Origin of the sequence: Microbacterium mangrovi, from assembly GCF_000802305.1 — a bacterium.
Lineage (GTDB): Bacteria > Actinomycetota > Actinomycetes > Actinomycetales > Microbacteriaceae > Microbacterium > Microbacterium mangrovi.
This window is the reverse complement of sequence record NZ_JTDK01000001.1, coordinates 329,759-345,708: the sequence shown is the minus strand read 5'-3', so window position 1 is coordinate 345,708 and position 15,950 is coordinate 329,759. Positions and strand designations below refer to the sequence as shown.

General features: G+C 69.8%; 12 protein-coding genes. 3 read left to right on the top strand and 9 right to left on the bottom strand.

The window, feature by feature from the left end; all coding sequences use genetic code 11:
• Window positions 1-39: 39 nt before the first annotated feature.
• From LK09_RS01525 to LK09_RS01515, 3 genes are read left to right on the top strand one after another with little or no spacing between them, the layout of a single operon-like run.
• The gene (locus LK09_RS01525; RefSeq protein WP_039394663.1) at window positions 40-1,272 is read left to right on the top strand and encodes an acyl-CoA dehydrogenase family protein; all 1,233 of its coding nucleotides are present in this window, start codon (window positions 40-42) and stop codon (window positions 1,270-1,272) included.
• Between the two features lie 60 nt (window positions 1,273-1,332).
• On the top strand, window positions 1,333-4,044 hold the full coding sequence (locus tag LK09_RS01520; RefSeq protein WP_039395017.1) for a cation-translocating P-type ATPase: 2,712 nt from the start codon (window positions 1,333-1,335) through the stop codon (window positions 4,042-4,044).
• Entirely contained in the window at window positions 4,044-5,066 is a 1,023-nt protein-coding gene (locus tag LK09_RS01515; protein WP_039395014.1) for an ATP-dependent DNA ligase, read from the top strand. Before LK09_RS01520 ends, LK09_RS01515 begins: the two co-directional genes overlap by 1 nt.
• An 11-nt stretch (window positions 5,067-5,077) precedes the next feature.
• Here LK09_RS01515 and LK09_RS01510 read toward each other — a convergent pair whose 3' ends face one another.
• The 9 genes from LK09_RS01510 to LK09_RS01470 form a co-directional block, all read right to left on the bottom strand.
• Window positions 5,078-5,521: a type II toxin-antitoxin system VapC family toxin gene (locus LK09_RS01510; RefSeq protein WP_039394661.1), complete on the bottom strand. Its 444-nt coding sequence runs from the start codon at window positions 5,519-5,521 to the stop codon at window positions 5,078-5,080.
• Window positions 5,509-5,778: a hypothetical protein gene (locus LK09_RS01505; protein WP_052226277.1), complete on the bottom strand. Its 270-nt coding sequence runs from the start codon at window positions 5,776-5,778 to the stop codon at window positions 5,509-5,511. The genes LK09_RS01510 and LK09_RS01505 overlap by 13 nt, the downstream gene beginning before the upstream one ends.
• A 59-nt stretch (window positions 5,779-5,837) precedes the next feature.
• Window positions 5,838-6,881, bottom strand: a complete 1,044-nt coding sequence (gene ligD, locus LK09_RS01500; RefSeq protein ID WP_039394656.1) for a non-homologous end-joining DNA ligase — start codon at window positions 6,879-6,881, stop codon at window positions 5,838-5,840.
• Window positions 6,882-6,890: 9 nt separating this feature from the next.
• Window positions 6,891-7,514: a dihydrofolate reductase family protein gene (locus LK09_RS01495; protein ID WP_039394653.1), complete on the bottom strand. Its 624-nt coding sequence runs from the start codon at window positions 7,512-7,514 to the stop codon at window positions 6,891-6,893.
• 13 nt (window positions 7,515-7,527) lie between these two features.
• The gene (locus LK09_RS01490; RefSeq protein WP_039394650.1) at window positions 7,528-8,592 is read right to left on the bottom strand and encodes an SseB family protein; all 1,065 of its coding nucleotides are present in this window, start codon (window positions 8,590-8,592) and stop codon (window positions 7,528-7,530) included.
• Window positions 8,593-8,637: 45 nt separating this feature from the next.
• On the bottom strand, window positions 8,638-9,954 hold the full coding sequence (locus LK09_RS21700) for a peptidase associated/transthyretin-like domain-containing protein (protein ID WP_052226276.1): 1,317 nt from the start codon (window positions 9,952-9,954) through the stop codon (window positions 8,638-8,640).
• Between the two features lie 137 nt (window positions 9,955-10,091).
• Window positions 10,092-11,177 carry a hypothetical protein gene (locus tag LK09_RS21695; protein WP_052226275.1) on the bottom strand — a complete coding sequence of 362 codons (1,086 nt, stop codon included), beginning with the start codon at window positions 11,175-11,177 and terminating at the stop codon, window positions 10,092-10,094.
• 74 nt (window positions 11,178-11,251) lie between these two features.
• Window positions 11,252-13,351 (bottom strand): carboxypeptidase regulatory-like domain-containing protein, encoded by a 2,100-nt coding sequence (locus LK09_RS20460; protein ID WP_052226274.1) that lies wholly within the window; start codon window positions 13,349-13,351, stop codon window positions 11,252-11,254.
• Window positions 13,352-13,470: 119 nt separating this feature from the next.
• Window positions 13,471-15,927: an ATP-dependent helicase gene (locus LK09_RS01470; RefSeq protein ID WP_039394648.1), complete on the bottom strand. Its 2,457-nt coding sequence runs from the start codon at window positions 15,925-15,927 to the stop codon at window positions 13,471-13,473.
• Window positions 15,928-15,950: the final 23 nt, after the last annotated feature.

Here is a 15,950-nt window from a genome sequence, read left to right as displayed (position 1 = left end):
ATTCGCGAGACTCAGTCCCATCGGCGTACCCTGGTCGGCATGACCGACACCGCCTTCCCCGGCGAGCGCGTGCCCGCGTACGACGTCACGCAGCGCCTCGACACCGACTACTACGCCGTCTTCACCGACCTCCCCGACGCCGACCGTGCCGCGTGGGATCGGGCGAAGGCCTTCGTCGACGAGGTCGGCGACCGGATGCTGCAGGCGTGGGATGCCGCGGAGTACCCGCTCGACGTCGCCCGGCGCATGGGCGAGCTGGATCTCGTCGTGGACGGCATCCAGCACCCCGCGCTGACGTCGCTGTCGCCGCTCGCGGCCGGCCTCGTGGGCATGGAGATCTCGCGCGGCGACGGGTCGCTGGGGACCGTGCTCGCCGTCCAGGGCGGGCTCGCCCTGCGCACCCTCGCCCTGTTCGGCAGCGACGACCAGCAGGAGCGCTGGCTGCAGCCGATCGCCTCGGGGCAGGTGCTCGCCGCGTTCGCGCTCACCGAGCCAGACCACGGCTCGGACTCCGTGTCGCTGGAGACGGTGGCCCGGCGCTCGGGGACCGCGGGGTGGACGCTGCGCGGGACGAAGAAGTGGATCGGCAACGGGGCATCCGGCGGCGTGACGTTCGTGTGGGCGCGCGTGGACGACGAGGGCGACCCCGACCACGGGCAGGTGCGCTGCTTCCTCGTGCCGCAGGACTCCCCCGGCTACCGCGGCACGATCATCACCGGCAAGGTCGCCCTGCGCGGCATCCATCAGGCGCACATCGTGCTCGACGACGTCGAGCTGCCCGCCGATGCCGTGCTCCCCGGCACGCACTCGTTCAAGGACGCCTCGACGGTGCTCTACTCGACCCGCTCCGGCGTCGCCTGGTCGGCGCTCGGGCACGCGACGGCCTGTTATGAGGCCGCACTGGCCTACGCGACGCAGCGGGTGCAGTTCGGCAAGCCGCTCGCGAAGTTCCAGATGGTGCAGGAGCGCCTCGCCCAGATGCTCGACGAGCTCACCGCGATGCAGCTGTACTGCCGGCGCCTCGCCGACCTCGAGCTCCAGGGCCTCCTGCGCCCCACCCAGGCGTCGCTGGCCAAGTACCACAACACGCGCGCGGCGCGGCGTGTGGCATCCGTCGCGCGGGACCTGCTGGGCGGCAACGGCATCCTGCTCGAGAACCGCGTGATGCAGCATCTCGCGGACATCGAGGCGATCCACACCTACGAGGGGACGGAGTCCGTGCAGGCTCTGCTGCTCGGCCGCGACATCACCGGGATGAGCGCGTTCGCCTGACCTGAGCAGGCGGCCCGGATCGGCCGCCTGGCGGGCTCCCGGCGCCTGTATGTTTAGCGCATGAGCTCTGTGGAGACCTCCCCCGACAAGCCCGCCGACACCCCCTGGTACGCCCAGGATGCGGATGCCGTCGTCGCCGCGCTGACCAGCGACCGCGACCGCGGGCTCACCGCGGCGGAGGCGGCCAAGCGTCTCGCGGACCACGGTCCCAACGCCATCGCGGCCGAGAAGCCGCCGTCGGTCTGGCAGGTCGCCCTGCGCCAGCTCGCCGACCCCATGAACGTCATGCTCGTCGCGGTCGCGATCATCAGCCTGTTCATCAACCAGGTCTCCGTCGGGCTCCTCGTCGGCGCCCTCGTCATCCTGAACGTGGTGCTCGGCACCCGGCAGGAGATGAAGGCGAAGGCGTCGGTGGATGCCCTCGCGAAGATGCAGATCCCGCAGGCGAAGGTCGTCCGGGACGGCTCGCTCGTGCAGGTGGATGCCACCACCCTCGTGCCGGGCGACGTCATCTCGCTCGAGGCGGGCGACATCGTGCCCGCCGACGGGCGCATCCTCCGCTCGGCGACCCTGGAGACCCAGGAGGCGGCGCTCACCGGCGAGAGCGCCCCGATCGCCAAGGACCCGGGCACGCTGCCCGACCCCGACACCACGCTCGGCGACCGCACCGACATGGTGTTCCAGAACACGCAGGTGACGCGCGGCACGGCGGCCGTGGTGGTCACCGACACCGGCATGCAGACCCAGATGGGCCGCATCGCGTCGATGCTCTCCGCCGTGAAGCCCGCGAAGTCGCCGCTGCAGCGCGAGCTCGACTCGCTCACCGGCGTCCTCGGCTGGATCGCCTGGGGCGCGGTGGCGGTCATCATCGTGACGGGTCTGCTGCGCGGCCAGGAGATCGCATCCGTCATCCTGCTCGGCATCTCGATGGCGATCTCGGCGATCCCCACCGGCATGCCCTCGTTCGTGCAGGCGATGCTGTCGTACGGCTCCCGGCAGCTCGCCGAGCACAAGGCCGTCGTGAAGAACCTCACCGACGTCGAGACGCTGGGCGCCACGAGCGCGATCAACTCCGACAAGACCGGCACTCTCACGATGAACGAGATGACGGTCGAGACCCTCTACTACCGCGGCGAGTGGTTCACCGTCGCCGGCAGCGGCTACGAGAAGACCGGCGAAGTGCGGCACACCGCGGGTCTGCCCGTTCCGGACTTCGCCCAGCTCGCCCTGGGCCTGACCCTCTGCAGCGATGCGACGGTGTCCGACGAGGGCGACGTGATCGGTGACCCGACCGAGGCGGCGCTGGTCGTGCTGGCCGCCAAGCTCGGCGCCGACGCCGAGCTCACCCGCGGACGGTTCCCGCGGGTGGCGGAGGTGCCGTTCGATTCCGCGTACAAGTTCATGGCCACCTTCCACCAGATCCCCGTCGACGGCGCGGACACGCTGGTCGGCTACGTCAAGGGCGGCCCGGACGTGGTGCTCGACCGGTGCACGTCGGTGGCGACCACCGACGGCGTGGTGCCGATCGCGGGCCTGCGCGAAGACATCCTCGCCGCCAACCGCTCGCTGTCCGAACAGGGTCTGCGCGTGCTCGCCTTCGCGGTGCGCCGATTCGCCCCCGGCGCGCCGATCACCGACGACCCCATGGCGGCGGTGCAGGAGCTCACCTTCGTGGGGCTGGTCGGCATCATCGACCCGCTGCGGCCCTCGTCGAAGGAGGCGGTGCGGATCGCCCGGGAAGCCGGCATCGAGGTGCGCATGATCACCGGCGACCACGCCATCACGGCCGCCGCGATCGGCGCCAAGCTCGGCCTCGGCGAGGGTGCCGCCAGCGGCGCCGAGATCCAGGCGATGAGCGACGACGAACTCAAGGCGGCGCTCCCGCGGCTGCACATGTTCGGCCGGGTGACCCCGGAGGACAAGCTGCGCCTGGCCAAGCTCATGCAGGAGCAGGGCGCTGTGGTCGCGATGACCGGCGACGCCGTCAACGACGCGGCGGCCCTCAAGCAGGCCGACATCGGCGTGGCGATGGGCTCGGGCAGCGACGTGACCAAGCAGGCGGGGAAGATGATCCTCGTCGACGACAACTTCGGCACGCTCGTCACCGCGGTGCGCCTGGGGCGCTCGATCTACGAGAAGATCGTCAGCTACGTCCGCTTCCAGATGTCGCAGCTGTTCTCCCTCGTGCTGCTGTTCCTCGTGGCCAGCATCTTCAACATCAACCACGGGGTGCCGCTGACCCCCATCATGGTGCTGTTCCTCAACTTCTTCGTCGCCATCTTCCCGGTGATCGTCATCCTCCTCGACCCGGTGCCGGACGGCATCATGCAGCGTCCGCCGCGTGACCCGAAGAAGACGATCGCCAACCGGGCCGCGGTGATCCTCTGGTTCGTCTACGGCGGTCTGCTGTTCATCGTCACCCTGGTTCCGCTGCTGATCCACCCCGACCAGCTCAGCTCCACGCAGGCGAACATGCCGGTCACCATGGCGTTCGTCGTCGCCGCCCTCGGCTCGATCTTCGGCGGCTTGGTGATGCGTCGCGACCCCGAGTCCGGGCTCTCGGCGCCGATCCTCTCCGCCGTCAAGTGGCTGTCGATCCCCACCCTGCTCACGGTCGTCGCCGTCGAGGTCGGGTTCATGCAGCAGCTCGTCGGAACCGTCGCCCTCTCGGGGAGCGAGTGGGTGACCGCCCTCGGCCTCGCCCTCGTGGTGCCGGTGGTCATCGAACTGATCAAATGGATCCGGCGCGCACGACTCGCACGGGCATCCTGATGTACGAGATCCCCGCGCCGATGCTGGCGAAGGCCGTCACCGCGGTGCCGGCCGGCCCCGGCTACAGCTACGAGCCCAAGTGGGACGGCTTCCGCGGGCTGGTCGCCTGGGACGGCGAGACGGTCGAGATCGGCAGCCGCGGTGCGAAGCCGCTCACCCGGTATTTCCCCGAACTCGTCGAGGCCTTCCGCACGCTCCTCCCGGAACCGTGCCTGATCGACGGGGAGATCGTCGTCCCGACCGGCGACCCGCAGCGCCTGGACTGGGAGGCGCTGTCGCAGCGCATCCACCCGGCGGCATCCCGCGTCGCCAAGCTCGCCGCCGAGACTCCGGCGATGTTCATCGCCTTCGACCTGCTCGCGGTCGGCGAGGAGGACGTGCAGGCGCAGCCCTTCGCCGATCGCCGGGCACGGCTCGTGGAACTGCTCGGCGACGTGCCGCACCCGGTGCACGTGACGCGCACCACGCAGGACCCGGATGCCGCGATGAAGTGGTTCGAGCAGTTCGAGGGCGCGGGGCTCGACGGGGTCGTCGCCAAGCCGCTGGATGCCCCGTACTCGCCCGGCAAGCGCACCATGCTGAAGATCAAGCACTCGCGCACCGCCGACGTCGTCGCGCTCGGGTACCGCGTGCACAAGTCGGGGCAGGGCGTCGGGTCGATCCTCGTCGGCCTGTACACCGACGAGGGAGCCCTGGTGCCGGTGGGCGGCGTCTCCGCGTTCACCGACAAGCGCCGGCTCGAGCTGATCGACGAGCTGGAGCCGCTCGTGGAGCGGGATGCCGACGGGCAGATCGTGACCGCGCAGGGCGAGGCGTCCCGGTTCCAGTCGGGCCGTGACAACGCGTTCGTGCCGCTGCGGCCGGAGCGGGTGCTCGAGGTGAAGTTCGACCAGATGGAGGGCTGGCGCTTCCGGCACACCGTGCAGCTGCTGCGCTGGCGGCCGGACCGCGAGCCGCGCTCGTGCACGTACGCGCAGCTCGAGGTCGTGAACGCGTACGACCTGGCGGACGTGCTGGAGTAGCGGCTCGGCGTTCAGCCGGGCGCGAGGACGCGGAACGGCGCATAGAGCGGCAGACCCGCACCCACGGCCGACCGGGCAAGCGAGCGGTCGGTCGTGGCGACCGCCGCCGACGCGCGTATCGCCGCATGGAGCACGACCGCGTCCGGCATCCGCAGCCGCGAGGATGCCCGCAGCCCGGCGAGCGGCAGCACGTCGTCGTCGGTGAGGGGGAGCACGTCGACCCCCAGGCTCCGGACACCGGCCCGCGCCTCCTCGGCCCTCCCCGCCATCGCCGGGTGCACCATCGCCTCGGCGAGGGTCAGGGCCGTGATCCGCGCCTGTCCCGGTCCGAGCGTCCGCACCACGCGCACGGCCCAGTCGTGATGCGCGTCGTCGGGGTCGAGGAATGCGATCAGGACACCCGCGTCGACGACCGCCGACCGGGGCACGACTCCCCCCACGCTCAGTCCGGCCATTCCTCGGTCAGGCTTCGTGCGGCATCATTCGGGTACACCCCGCGCATGCTCCCTGCCGCGTCGTCGACCGACGCGAGGAACGCGATCCGGCGCCGGGTCTCGGTCTCGAGCGCGCTGGGCGCGCCCTGCAGGAGGAGACGACGGACCAGCTCGGCACGGTTGCCCGCGGCGTCGGGCCAGAACGCCGCCGCCTCGTCGATCGCCGCCCGGATCTCGTCCGTTTCGGTGATCATGTGTCGGGCGCGGAGCGTGGGCATGGCGCGAGTGTAACACGTGAATCCAGGTGTTGCACTCGTGCGCGCAGACAGCCGGCGGTTCAGTCCTCGGACTTCGGCCAGTTCTCCGGGTTGATGCGGCTCGGCTGCACGCGCGGCGGCTCCCCCGGCATCTTCGGAAACTCCGGCGGGAACGGCAGTTCGCCGAGTCCGTCGTCGAGGTCGCGCTGCCACCACTCCAGCAGGGTGTCGATGCGGCCGGGCTTCGCGCCGAACTCCGCCCACGGGTCGCCCTGGTCGGCGAGGCGCTGCGGCACGGATCGGACGGTGAAGGATGCCGGGTCGACGCCAGCATCCAGCTCCTCCCAGGTGATCGGCGTCGACACCGTCGCGGTGGGCAGCGGACGGGCACTGTACGCCCCGGCCATCGTGCGGTCGCGGTTGGCCTGGTTGAAGTCGATGAAGATGCGCTCGCCGCGCTCCTCCTTCCACCAGTTCACCGTCACCTTGTCCGGCATCCGGCGGGCGAGCTCACGGCCCGCGGCGATCACCGCGTGCCGCACGTCGAGGAACTCGTGCGTCGGCTCGATCGGACAGAAGACGTGGATGCCGCGGTTGCCGCTCGTCTTGAGGAAGGCCGTGAGCCCCGCCTCGGCGAGGAGGTCGCGCAGGGCCGGGGCGACCGCGGCGGCCTCGGCGAACGCGGTGCCGGGCTGCGGGTCGAGGTCGATGCGCAGCTCGACCGGGTTGTCGGTGTTCGCGGTGAGCGACGCCCACGGGTGGAACACGATCGTGTTCATCTGCGCCGCCCACGCCACAGCGGCGGGCTCGGTGAGGACGAGCTGAGGATGCCGGCGCCCGCTGTTGTAGCGAACGCTGACGGCGTGCACGTAGTCGGGAGCGCCCTTGGGCGGGTTCTTGGAGAAGAAGCTGTCGCCGTCGATGCCTTCGCCGAACCGTTCGAGGGACACCGGGCGGTCGCCGTTCGCAGCGAGGAACGGACCGGACACCGCGAGCAGATACTCGACGAACTCGTGCTTCGTGATGCCGAGTTCCGGCCAGATGACCCGGTTCGGGCTGGAGAGTCCCAGCTCGCGGTCGCCGTCGGGGCCGGGAATGGTCAGAGTGATGCGCTCGGAGGCCATGCTCCGAGGCTAGCCGGGCAGGATGTCGTACGTCAGGTGCGTCGCCGTCGAGGTCGCGATGACGCTGCGCTGCCGCAGGGTGCGCGCCGGCTCGCCGCCGGTGAACAGCTTCGTGCCGTGGCCGAACAGCACCGGGGCGACGTGCAGGGTGAGCTCGTCGACGAGACCGGCCGCGATCGCCGAGCCGACGGTCGCGCCGCCGCCCATCAGCACGACGTGGCGCTCCTCGCCGGCCAGGGCCTCGGCGGCCTCGGCGCGCTCGCGCGCCCGGGCGACGGCATCCACCAGTCCGGTGGTGACGAACTCCCAGTCGAGGTGCGCGAGGCGCACCTCGGCGGGCGGCTCCCGCGTCAGCACGATGAACGCGGGGCGACCGACCTCGCGGGCACCGTAGCCCATCTCGTCGCTCCAGCCGTCGGGGCCGTCCACGACGTCGAACAGGCGACGGCCGAGGATGACCGCCCCGGTGCGCACGGTGCCTTCGGCGAGGAGGCGCTGGTCGTCGGGGTCACCGGACAATGCCCACGCGTGCAGGGCCTCTCCGCCGGTGCCCATGCCGTTGCTCGGGCCGGCATCCGGCCCGGTGACGAAGCCGTCGAGCGAGACGGAGATGTCGGCGATGACCCTCGTCATGAGCGTGCGTGGGTCAGTCGCTCGTCGCGAGTGCCAGGAGCGGGGCGATCTCGGCGCGGGTGAGGAGCATCCACGGCCCGGCCGGATCGACGACGACGCCGGCGAGGTCTTCGTCTCCGACGAGGATCTCGGCCAGCTGCGGGCCCGGGATCTGCGCGGGCTGGTCGCCGCGGCCGACCGCCACGACCTCCAGCGGGTGGGAGAACAGCTCGAGGATGCGCTCGCCCGAGGGGCTGTGCGACTGGGCGATGCCCCACTCGGCATCCTCCGACTCGCGGTTCGCGGCCACCCACAGCGGCGACGTGGCCAGCGCCTCGGCCACCGCCACCCGCACCTCGGCGGTGCGCGGGCCGCTGAGCAGCGTCTTGATCGTGCCGTTCGGGTCGCGCTCGGTGTACGCCTGTTCGAGCAGTGCTCGCGGCAGCACGACGGAGGCCGGCGCCGAACCGTGGTCGAGGATGATTCCGGCGAACTGGTTCGCGAGGACGTACTCGAGCACGGCGGGGCCGGTCTGGCCCATCGCCGAGGACTCCTGCTCGCCGTCCTGCTGCACGGCGGTGGCGATGCCCTTGCCGCCGGAGAAGACCAGCAGGAACTCGCCGTCGTCGCGGCTCGCGATCGCGAGCGGCAGGTTGTCGCCGCGGCCCATGATCTCTTCGGCGTTGCCCTGCACGCGCAGGTAGACCATGCCCTGGAACAGCTGGCGGGCCACGCCGATCAGCTCGTGCGGCTGGGGATCTTCGTCGAGGGCGCCGAGCGCGTCTTCGAGCAGCACGTTGTCGGGAAGGCCGGCGAGGGTCTCGCGCGGAGCCGGCGGTGCGCCGTCGAGCGGTGCCGCGGCGGTCGGGGCGGCGACCGCGGGTTCCTCGTCGCCGTGCGGGTCGCCCGCCGACGGCGCCGGGGCGGAGGAGCCGAAGCCGTCGAACGCCGACACCGAGATCCCGACCTCAGGCGTGGGTTCGGGTGCGGATGCCTGCGGTTCGGACGCCTGCGCGGCATCCGCCGCGGGTTCGGCGGCGTCGGCGGTGACGTCGCGGGGGTCTTCGGACGCGGACGAGCGCTTCGAGAAGAGAGCCATGTCACGAGCCTACGTCGGTCTCGGCCGTGTGCCGAACGTGCGCGGTCAGAGGATCGCGACGGTGGCCGCGCTGGTGCGCGTCAGCGTCGTGTAACCCGCCTTCTTGCCCGTCACCTTCACCGTGATCTTCTTTCCGCGCTGCGCCGACGTCAGGGTGAACGTGGAATGCGTCGGACCGGAGGTCCCCGAGATGTAGACCCCGTTCGCGTACCAGGCGTACGAGAACGACGTGCCCGCCGTCCAGGTGCCGTGGTTCGCGGTCAGCTTGTACCCGACCTTCTTGGTGCCAGAGATGGTGGGCACGGACGAGGTCAGCTTCTTGTACATCTTCAGGGTCGGGAAGGCTTTCGCCTGGCCCGAGCCGAGCGTGAAGGTCGCGCCGCCGAGATACTCGACGGTCGTGTATCCGGTCTTCGTGTATTCGAGGCCGTACGTTCCGGCCGGCAGTCCGAGCGCCTTGAACGTCCCGGTCGTGCCCGTGGTCGCCGCCCACGGCTCCCACTGCTGCGCTCCCCCGATGACCAGGCTCGTCTGGCGCCAGAAGGTGGCTTTGACGCCTGAGATCGCCGTGCCGGCGTAGTCGGTCACTTTGCCGGTGACCGTCGCGCCATGCGTGAACGTGACGTTGATGCCCGTCACGGCCTGCCCGGCCGTGAGCACCACAGAGGATGCCTGCCAGTCGTTCGGCGTCCCGTTCCCGGCGCCTCCCGACTTGTAGTACAGCGGAGCGAAGTCGCTCTGCGCCGCCTGATCACCGAAGTACAGGGAATAGGTGCCGGCCGGGATGCCGGCGATCGTGAAGTTCCCGCTGCCGTCCTCCGCCGGGTCCGCCCAGAGACCCGCGTACTTCCATCCGTTGTAGCCCTGACTCGTGTCCGGCTGGAGGAGGGAGATGTAGGGGTCGGCCGTGAACGTCGATGCCGGAACAGTGAGGTGACCCGAGATCGTCGCGCCGGTGGCGAGGCTCGCGTCCGCGGTGAGGTGGGTGACGCTGCCGATCGTGTTGCTGACCGCGATGGTCGTGGCCGTCGCCTGGCTGGGCTTGTTGTCCCACCACTCGCTGACGTAGTTGTCGCCGTGCTGTGCCGCGAAGACGAGGGTGTAGGTTCCGGTCGCGATGTTCTGGAAGTGGTACGTCCCGTTGGTGCCGCCGGAGGTCGAGTCGTAGAAGTTCCAGGTCGTTCCGGACTTCTTGTACAGCTCGACGTACGGGTACGTCAGCGTGCCGCCGCCGTCATCCGCCCTCACCGTTCCGGAGATGGTCGCGTAGTCCGCGGCGACCGCCGCCTGCGATCCGCCGATCGCGAGCAGCGAGACGGCGAGCGCTCCGACGGCGAGGACGCCGATCCCGGTCTTGCGCATGGCACGAATCCTCATGAAGACTCCCCGGTTGTTCGTGCCGTGCGCTCCCCAGCAGCGCGGCGTTCTGTTGATGTTGGGATATGTATAGACCCCTGCGACCCGTGGCCGCAAGGGGTAACGAGACGGAGCGGTCCGGTTCAGCCGATCGCGGCGGTGGATGCCGAGGCCCGCGAGATCGTCTGGTATCCGGGATCGGACCCGGTGACCACGACCTTGACCGTCTTGCCGCGTTGCAGGGAGGTCAGTGTCACGGTCGGCTGCGTCGCCCCGGAGATCGCGACCCCGCTCGCGTACCAGCGGTACGTGAAGACGGTGCCGGCCGTCCAGGTGCCGGGGTGCGCCGTCAGCGTCGACCCGACGGTCCGGATCCCGGTGATCGTCGGGACCGCGGTGAGCGCGATCTTCGCCGTGCGGGCGCTCGTACGCGACGCCGCCGCATAGCCGGACTTCTTTCCGGTGACCTTCACCGAGATCTGCTTGCCCTTCTGCGCGCCCGTCAGCGCGAGGGTGGGATGCGTGGAGGTCGAGCCGGTGATGTAGACGCCGTTCGCGAACCACTGGTACGTGAGCGCGGCCCCGGTCGTCCAGGCGCCGGCGTGCGCCGTCAGCGTCGAGCCGACCGACCGCGTACCGGTGATCGTCGGGGTGGGCGCCGTGAGCAGCCTGAGCAGGACACCGTTCACCCCGGTCTTGGAGGACCCCGCCGTGAGCACGAAGTTCGTCGCGGTGTCGAACGAATGGCCGCCGCCGTAGTAGCTGTCGGCGAAACCCACGTCTGCGGCGTACCCGACGGCGTACGTGCCCGCGGGCAGACCCTTCTCGGAGAATGTCCCCGTCGGGTCCGTCGGGATCGCACCCCACTGCCAGACGGTCTTGCCGTCGACGGTGAGCTTCAGTGCCACCCGAGCCGCCGAGTCGGGAACGAGCTTGCCGGATGAGTCGGTGATCTTCCCCGACACCGACGCGCCGCGCGCGAGCGTCGCGCTCACCGTGGTCGTCGCCGCCGAGCCGACGACGAAGGGCTTCGCGAGGCTGATGTTGGGCGTGCCTCCGTAGTACTGGGGCGCGACCGCGCCCGACCATGCGCTGTCGTCGAAGTAGGCGGTGTACGTGCCCGCCGGAACGCCGGCAATCGAATACGTGCCGTCGGACTTCGCGACCGCGGTCAGCTCGGGATCGGCATCCTTCCATCGGGAGTATCCCGTGGGCTGGTCCGCCACCATGAGGCGCACCTCGGGACGCGCGGCGGACGCGGATGCCGGAACCGAGATCTTGCCGGTGACGGTGAACGCAGGGGTTAGGTGATGCGCGCCGTGGGGGCCGAGGTGCGGGAGATCGTCGCGTACCCGGTCAGAAGGCCGGTCACGACCACCTTGATCGCCTTGCCCCGCTGCGCCGATGTGACCTTGAACGTGGAGACCGTGGCGCCCGGGATCACGACACCGTTCGCGTACCAGCGGTACGCGAATTTCGTGCCAGCGGTCCACACACCCGGGTGGGCGGTGAGCACGTCGTCGACGGCGCGGGTGCCGGTGATCGTCGGCGCCGCCGTCTGGGCCACCTTCGCCGTGCGGGCACTCGTCTTCGACACCGTCGCGTAACCGGGCTTCGACCCCGTCACTCGAACCGAGATCTGCCTGCCGCGCTGCGCCGTCGTCAGAGTCAGGGAGGCATGCGTCGCGCCGGAGCTTCCCGGGATGTAGGAGCCGTCGGCGTACCACGAGTAGGAGAACGTCGTCCCGCTTGTCCAGCTGCCGTGGACGGCGGTGACCCGGTAGCCGACCGCACGGATGCCGCTGATCGTCGGAACCGCGGCGGCGGCGACTCTCTTGGTGACCGCAGAGGTGCGAGAGACCGACGCAGTCCCGGGCAGCTTTCCGCGGGCCACGACCTTGATCCCCCTGCCGACCTGGGCGGAGGTCGGCGTGAAGGTACGGCCCGTCGCGCCCCTGATGGCGGTGGAGGTGGTGCCGGAAACCGAGTACCACTGATATGTGAAGGCGACGGCGTCCGGTTTCCAACTCGTCGTCCAGGCGGTCAGCTTCGCTCCGGCCGCGGGAACACCCGAGATGCCGACAGCGCCCGGTCCAATGGCCGGATTGGTGCACCTGAGGGTCAGGTACGCCGCGATATTGCTCACCGTATGGTGCGCGGTCACGGTGATCCGTTTCGCCGTAGCCTGGGTGAACGCGCCGTCCCAATACTTGCTGCAACGCTGCGTGTATTCGAACTTGACGATGTACTGCCCGGGCGGCAGCGCCCCGGTTCCATAGCCGTCACCGAGCGTGAAAGAGGGCGGAACAGCATCCGCCTCCTGTGTGAGCCAGCTCGATCCGACCAGCCGGAACGCGGTGACGCGCGCCCAATCGCCCGGAATCGTCGGGTACTCGATCGCGAACGATCCCGAAATATGGCCGCCCGACGCCAGCGGGATGTCCAAGGTGGATGCTTCCCCGGTGTCGACCGACACTGCACCGGAGCCTGGGAGCGCATCGTTTGCGACGCCCGTCGTGCGTCGGGGCCGCACAGTGACGGTGTACGGACCGGCCAGGAGCCCGCCGATGTCGTAGTGACCGTTCGCGTCGGTCGTGCCGCCGGATGCGCTGTCGGGCCCGGAGACAGTGAGATCGGCGTACGGGACCGGTGCACCTGTGTCCGCCTCCGAAACGGTTCCCTTGATGTGGGCCGCCGGCACCAGAACAGCATCGATGTCAGAACGCGTCTCGTCGGGAGCCAGAGTGAGCGGGGCGATCTTGACCGTCGAGTCCGTGCCGTGCCAGTACTGTCGCACGAGGTCTTGACCAGGCGGTGCTGAGTACCAGTCATCCTCGAACTCCACAGTGTATGTCCCGGGCGGGATGCCCGGAAGGCTGTAGCTGCCATCGGCTGCAGTGTCTCGTCCGGTGACGACGCCGTCAGAATCGGAAACGGTCACATACACGCCCTGCACCGGGGCCCCGGTATCCGATCGTGTGACGTGCCCCGCCACCGTCGCCGCCCGAGGCAGCGCGGCATCGATGCCGCCGACTGTGGCGCCCGAGGTGGTCTGAACCGGGGTCGCCGTGGTCCTGGCGACCTGGTTCTTCCAGTACTCGACCGCGTGTGTGGCATCCCCGGAGAACTTGACGGTGTACGACCCGGCATCCAACCCGGAGATCGTGTACCTTCCGTCGGCGTCGGTGACCGCGGAGCCGTTGCGGTAGTACGGCGAGGACGCCGACACCGTTTCACCGGCGATCGGGTCTCCTGTGACCTGGTCGGTGACGCGTCCGGACATGCTCGCTGTTCCCGTCGTCCCCGCGGCCTGCGCCGACCCGATCCCGGTCAGGAGCAGCACACCGACCATGACCGCCGAGACGGAGATCTTCCCCACCGTCGGCCGCACCGATGACCCCACGCTTCGCCTCCACGATCACGATCTGCGCCGAGGTCCGCCGAACCTGGGCCGCGGCACGAGAGATGGATCGTGCGCTGCGATCTTCCTATCAGCAAAAGGGAGGCTGGTCGAGCCGCGTCTCAGAGCTTTTCGATGGGGGCGATCTTGATCAGCAGCTTCTTGGCGCCGGCGGTGTCGAACCGCACGTGTGCGACGCGCTTGGCGCCCTCGCCGGTGACGGCATCCACCCTGCCCTCGCCGAAGTCCTCGTGGCGGATCCGGTCGCCGGCGGCGAGTACCATGTCGCCGTTGTCGCGGACCTTCGCGGGGATGCGGTTGGGGAACTTCTCCAGCGACGTCGAGCGCGGCTTGAGGGCGGGCGGGTCGTCGTGCCGCAGGCGCGAGTTCCAGTTGCCCGATCCGCTGCGTTGACCGCGGGCGTTCAGCGCGCGTGACTGGGTGCCGCCGCGCCCGTTGACGTCACCGGGCGACTGCCGCCAGTCGATGAGCTCGGCGGGGATCTCCTGCAGGAACCGGCTCGGCATCGCCACCGAGATCTCGCCGAACTGGGCGCGGGTCATCGCGAGCGACAGGTGCAGCCGCTTGCGGGCACGCGTGACCCCCACGTAGAACAGCCGGCGCTCTTCGGCGGGACCACCCGGCTCGTTCGCCGAGATCCGGTGCGGGATCAGGTCTTCTTCGACACCGGTGACGAACACGGCCTCGTACTCGAGACCCTTCGCCGTGTGCAGGGTCATGAGCGACACCTGGCCGGCTTCGTCATCGAGGTCGTCGCTGTCGGCGACCAGGGCCACCTCGGCGAGGAAGTCGACGACCGTGCCCTCGGGGTTGTTGCGCGCGAACTCGCGGGCGACCGCCACCATCTCGTCGAGGTTCTCGAGACGGGCCTCGTCTTGCGGGTCCTTGCTGGCACGCAGCGCCTGGCGGTACCCGCTCTTCTCCAGCAGCATCGCGAGGCCGTCGGCCACCGCGGTGGGCGAAGCCAGCTCTCCGGTGGCCGGCAGCATCACCTCGGACGCCTCCGCCAGCACCGCGTCGAGCTGCGCGATCGCGGCCTGCAGCTTCGGGCCGACGCCGAGCGCCGACGCATTGGCCAGCGCATCGCGGAACGAGATGCCCTCGCTGTCGGCATACCGGGCGATCGCGGACTCGGTGACATCCCCGATGCCGCGCCGCGGGCGATTGAGGATGCGACGCACCGCCATGTCGTCGAGGGGGTTCGCGACCGCAGTCAGATAGGCCAGGGCGTCCTTGATCTCGGCACGCTCGTAGAAGCGCGTCCCGCCCATGATGCGGTACGGCACGGCGGACCGGATGAAGATCTCTTCGAGCGCACGGGACTGCGAATTGGTGCGGTAGAACACCGCCATGTCGCTGTACGCGAGGCCGGCGCGATGGAGCGCTTCGACCTCCTCGGCGACGAACTGCGCCTCGTCGTGCTGCGAGTAGCCGGTGAACCCGACGATCTTCGCGCCGGCGCCCGCGTCGGTCCACAGCTTCTTGTCTTTGCGGTCGAAGTTGTTGCGGATGACGGCGTTCGCGGCATCCAGGATGTTCTGCGTCGACCGGTAGTTCTGCTCGAGCAGCACCACCTTGGCACCGGGGAAGTCGCGCTCGAACTCCGAGATGTTGCGGATGTCGGCGCCGCGGAACGCGTAGATCGACTGGTCGGAGTCGCCGACGACGGTGAGGGATGCCCCGGGCAGCTGCTCGCCGCCCTGCGGCTCCGGCTCGAAGATCATCATGCCGCCCTGCTCGAACGGCTCGGGCGCCTGGCCCTGCACCGGGCGGGTGAGCTCGTGGATGAGCGCGTACTGGGCCGCGTTGGTGTCCTGGTACTCGTCGACGAGGATGTGCCGGAAGCGACGGCGGTAGACGTCGGCGACATGCGGGAACGCCCGGAAGAGGTAGACCGTCTGGCCGATCAGGTCGTCGAAGTCGAAGGCGTTGGCCTTGCGCAGCGCCCGCTGGTAGTCGCCGAACACCTCGACGAACACCCGCTCGGCGGGGTCGGACATGTTCGCCTGCCGCGCGAACGACTCGGCGTCTTCGAGCTCGTTCTTGAGCTTGGAGATGCGGCTCTGCACGCTCGCCGGCGAATGACCGAAGGCATCCGCCTCGTGCTCTTTGACGAGCCGCTTGATGAGCGCACGCGAATCGCCCGAGTCGTAGATGGTGAACGACTTGGTGAAGCCGAACTGCTCGGCCTCGCGCCGGAGGATGCGCACGCACGCGGAGTGGAAGGTGGAGATCCACATGCCCTGCGACGCATTGCCGACCAGCTGCGCCACGCGTTCACGCATCTCGCCGGCTGCCTTGTTGGTGAACGTGATCGCGAGGATCTGGCTGGGCCACGCCTCGCGCCCGCGCAGCAGCGACGCGATCCGGTGCGTGAGGACGCGGGTCTTGCCGGATCCGGCGCCCGCGACGATCAGCAGCGCCGGGCCGCGGTAGACGACCGCCTCGCGCTGCTGGGGGTTGAGCCCCTCGAGGAGGTCGGCGTCGGGGCGCGCGGAATCGCCGCGCGCGGGCGGCACAGAACCGGAGGGACTCACGATGATCGGGGTGGATGCCATAGCCCTCCGAGTCTAATTCGGGC

What these genes read in the sequence shown, in the direction of transcription:
- LK09_RS01525 (WP_039394663.1), top strand. Translation starts at nt 40, where the DNA reads ATGACCGACACCGCCTTCCCCGGCGAGCGCGTGCCCGCGTACGACGTC.
- LK09_RS01505 (WP_052226277.1), bottom strand. Translation starts at nt 5,778, where the DNA reads ATGCCCACGCTCCGCGCCCGACACATGATCACCGAAACGGACGAGATC.
- LK09_RS21700 (WP_052226276.1), bottom strand. Translation starts at nt 9,954, where the DNA reads ATGCGCAAGACCGGGATCGGCGTCCTCGCCGTCGGAGCGCTCGCCGTC.
- LK09_RS01495 (WP_039394653.1), bottom strand. Translation starts at nt 7,514, where the DNA reads ATGACGAGGGTCATCGCCGACATCTCCGTCTCGCTCGACGGCTTCGTC.
- LK09_RS01490 (WP_039394650.1), bottom strand. Translation starts at nt 8,592, where the DNA reads ATGGCTCTCTTCTCGAAGCGCTCGTCCGCGTCCGAAGACCCCCGCGAC.
- ligD (WP_039394656.1), bottom strand. Translation starts at nt 6,881, where the DNA reads ATGGCCTCCGAGCGCATCACTCTGACCATTCCCGGCCCCGACGGCGAC.
- LK09_RS01510 (WP_039394661.1), bottom strand. Translation starts at nt 5,521, where the DNA reads ATGGCCGGACTGAGCGTGGGGGGAGTCGTGCCCCGGTCGGCGGTCGTC.
- LK09_RS01515 (WP_039395014.1), top strand. Translation starts at nt 4,044, where the DNA reads ATGTACGAGATCCCCGCGCCGATGCTGGCGAAGGCCGTCACCGCGGTG.
- LK09_RS21695 (WP_052226275.1), bottom strand. Translation starts at nt 11,177, where the DNA reads ATGGTGGCGGACCAGCCCACGGGATACTCCCGATGGAAGGATGCCGAT.
- LK09_RS01470 (WP_039394648.1), bottom strand. Translation starts at nt 15,927, where the DNA reads ATGGCATCCACCCCGATCATCGTGAGTCCCTCCGGTTCTGTGCCGCCC.
- LK09_RS01520 (WP_039395017.1), top strand. Translation starts at nt 1,333, where the DNA reads ATGAGCTCTGTGGAGACCTCCCCCGACAAGCCCGCCGACACCCCCTGG.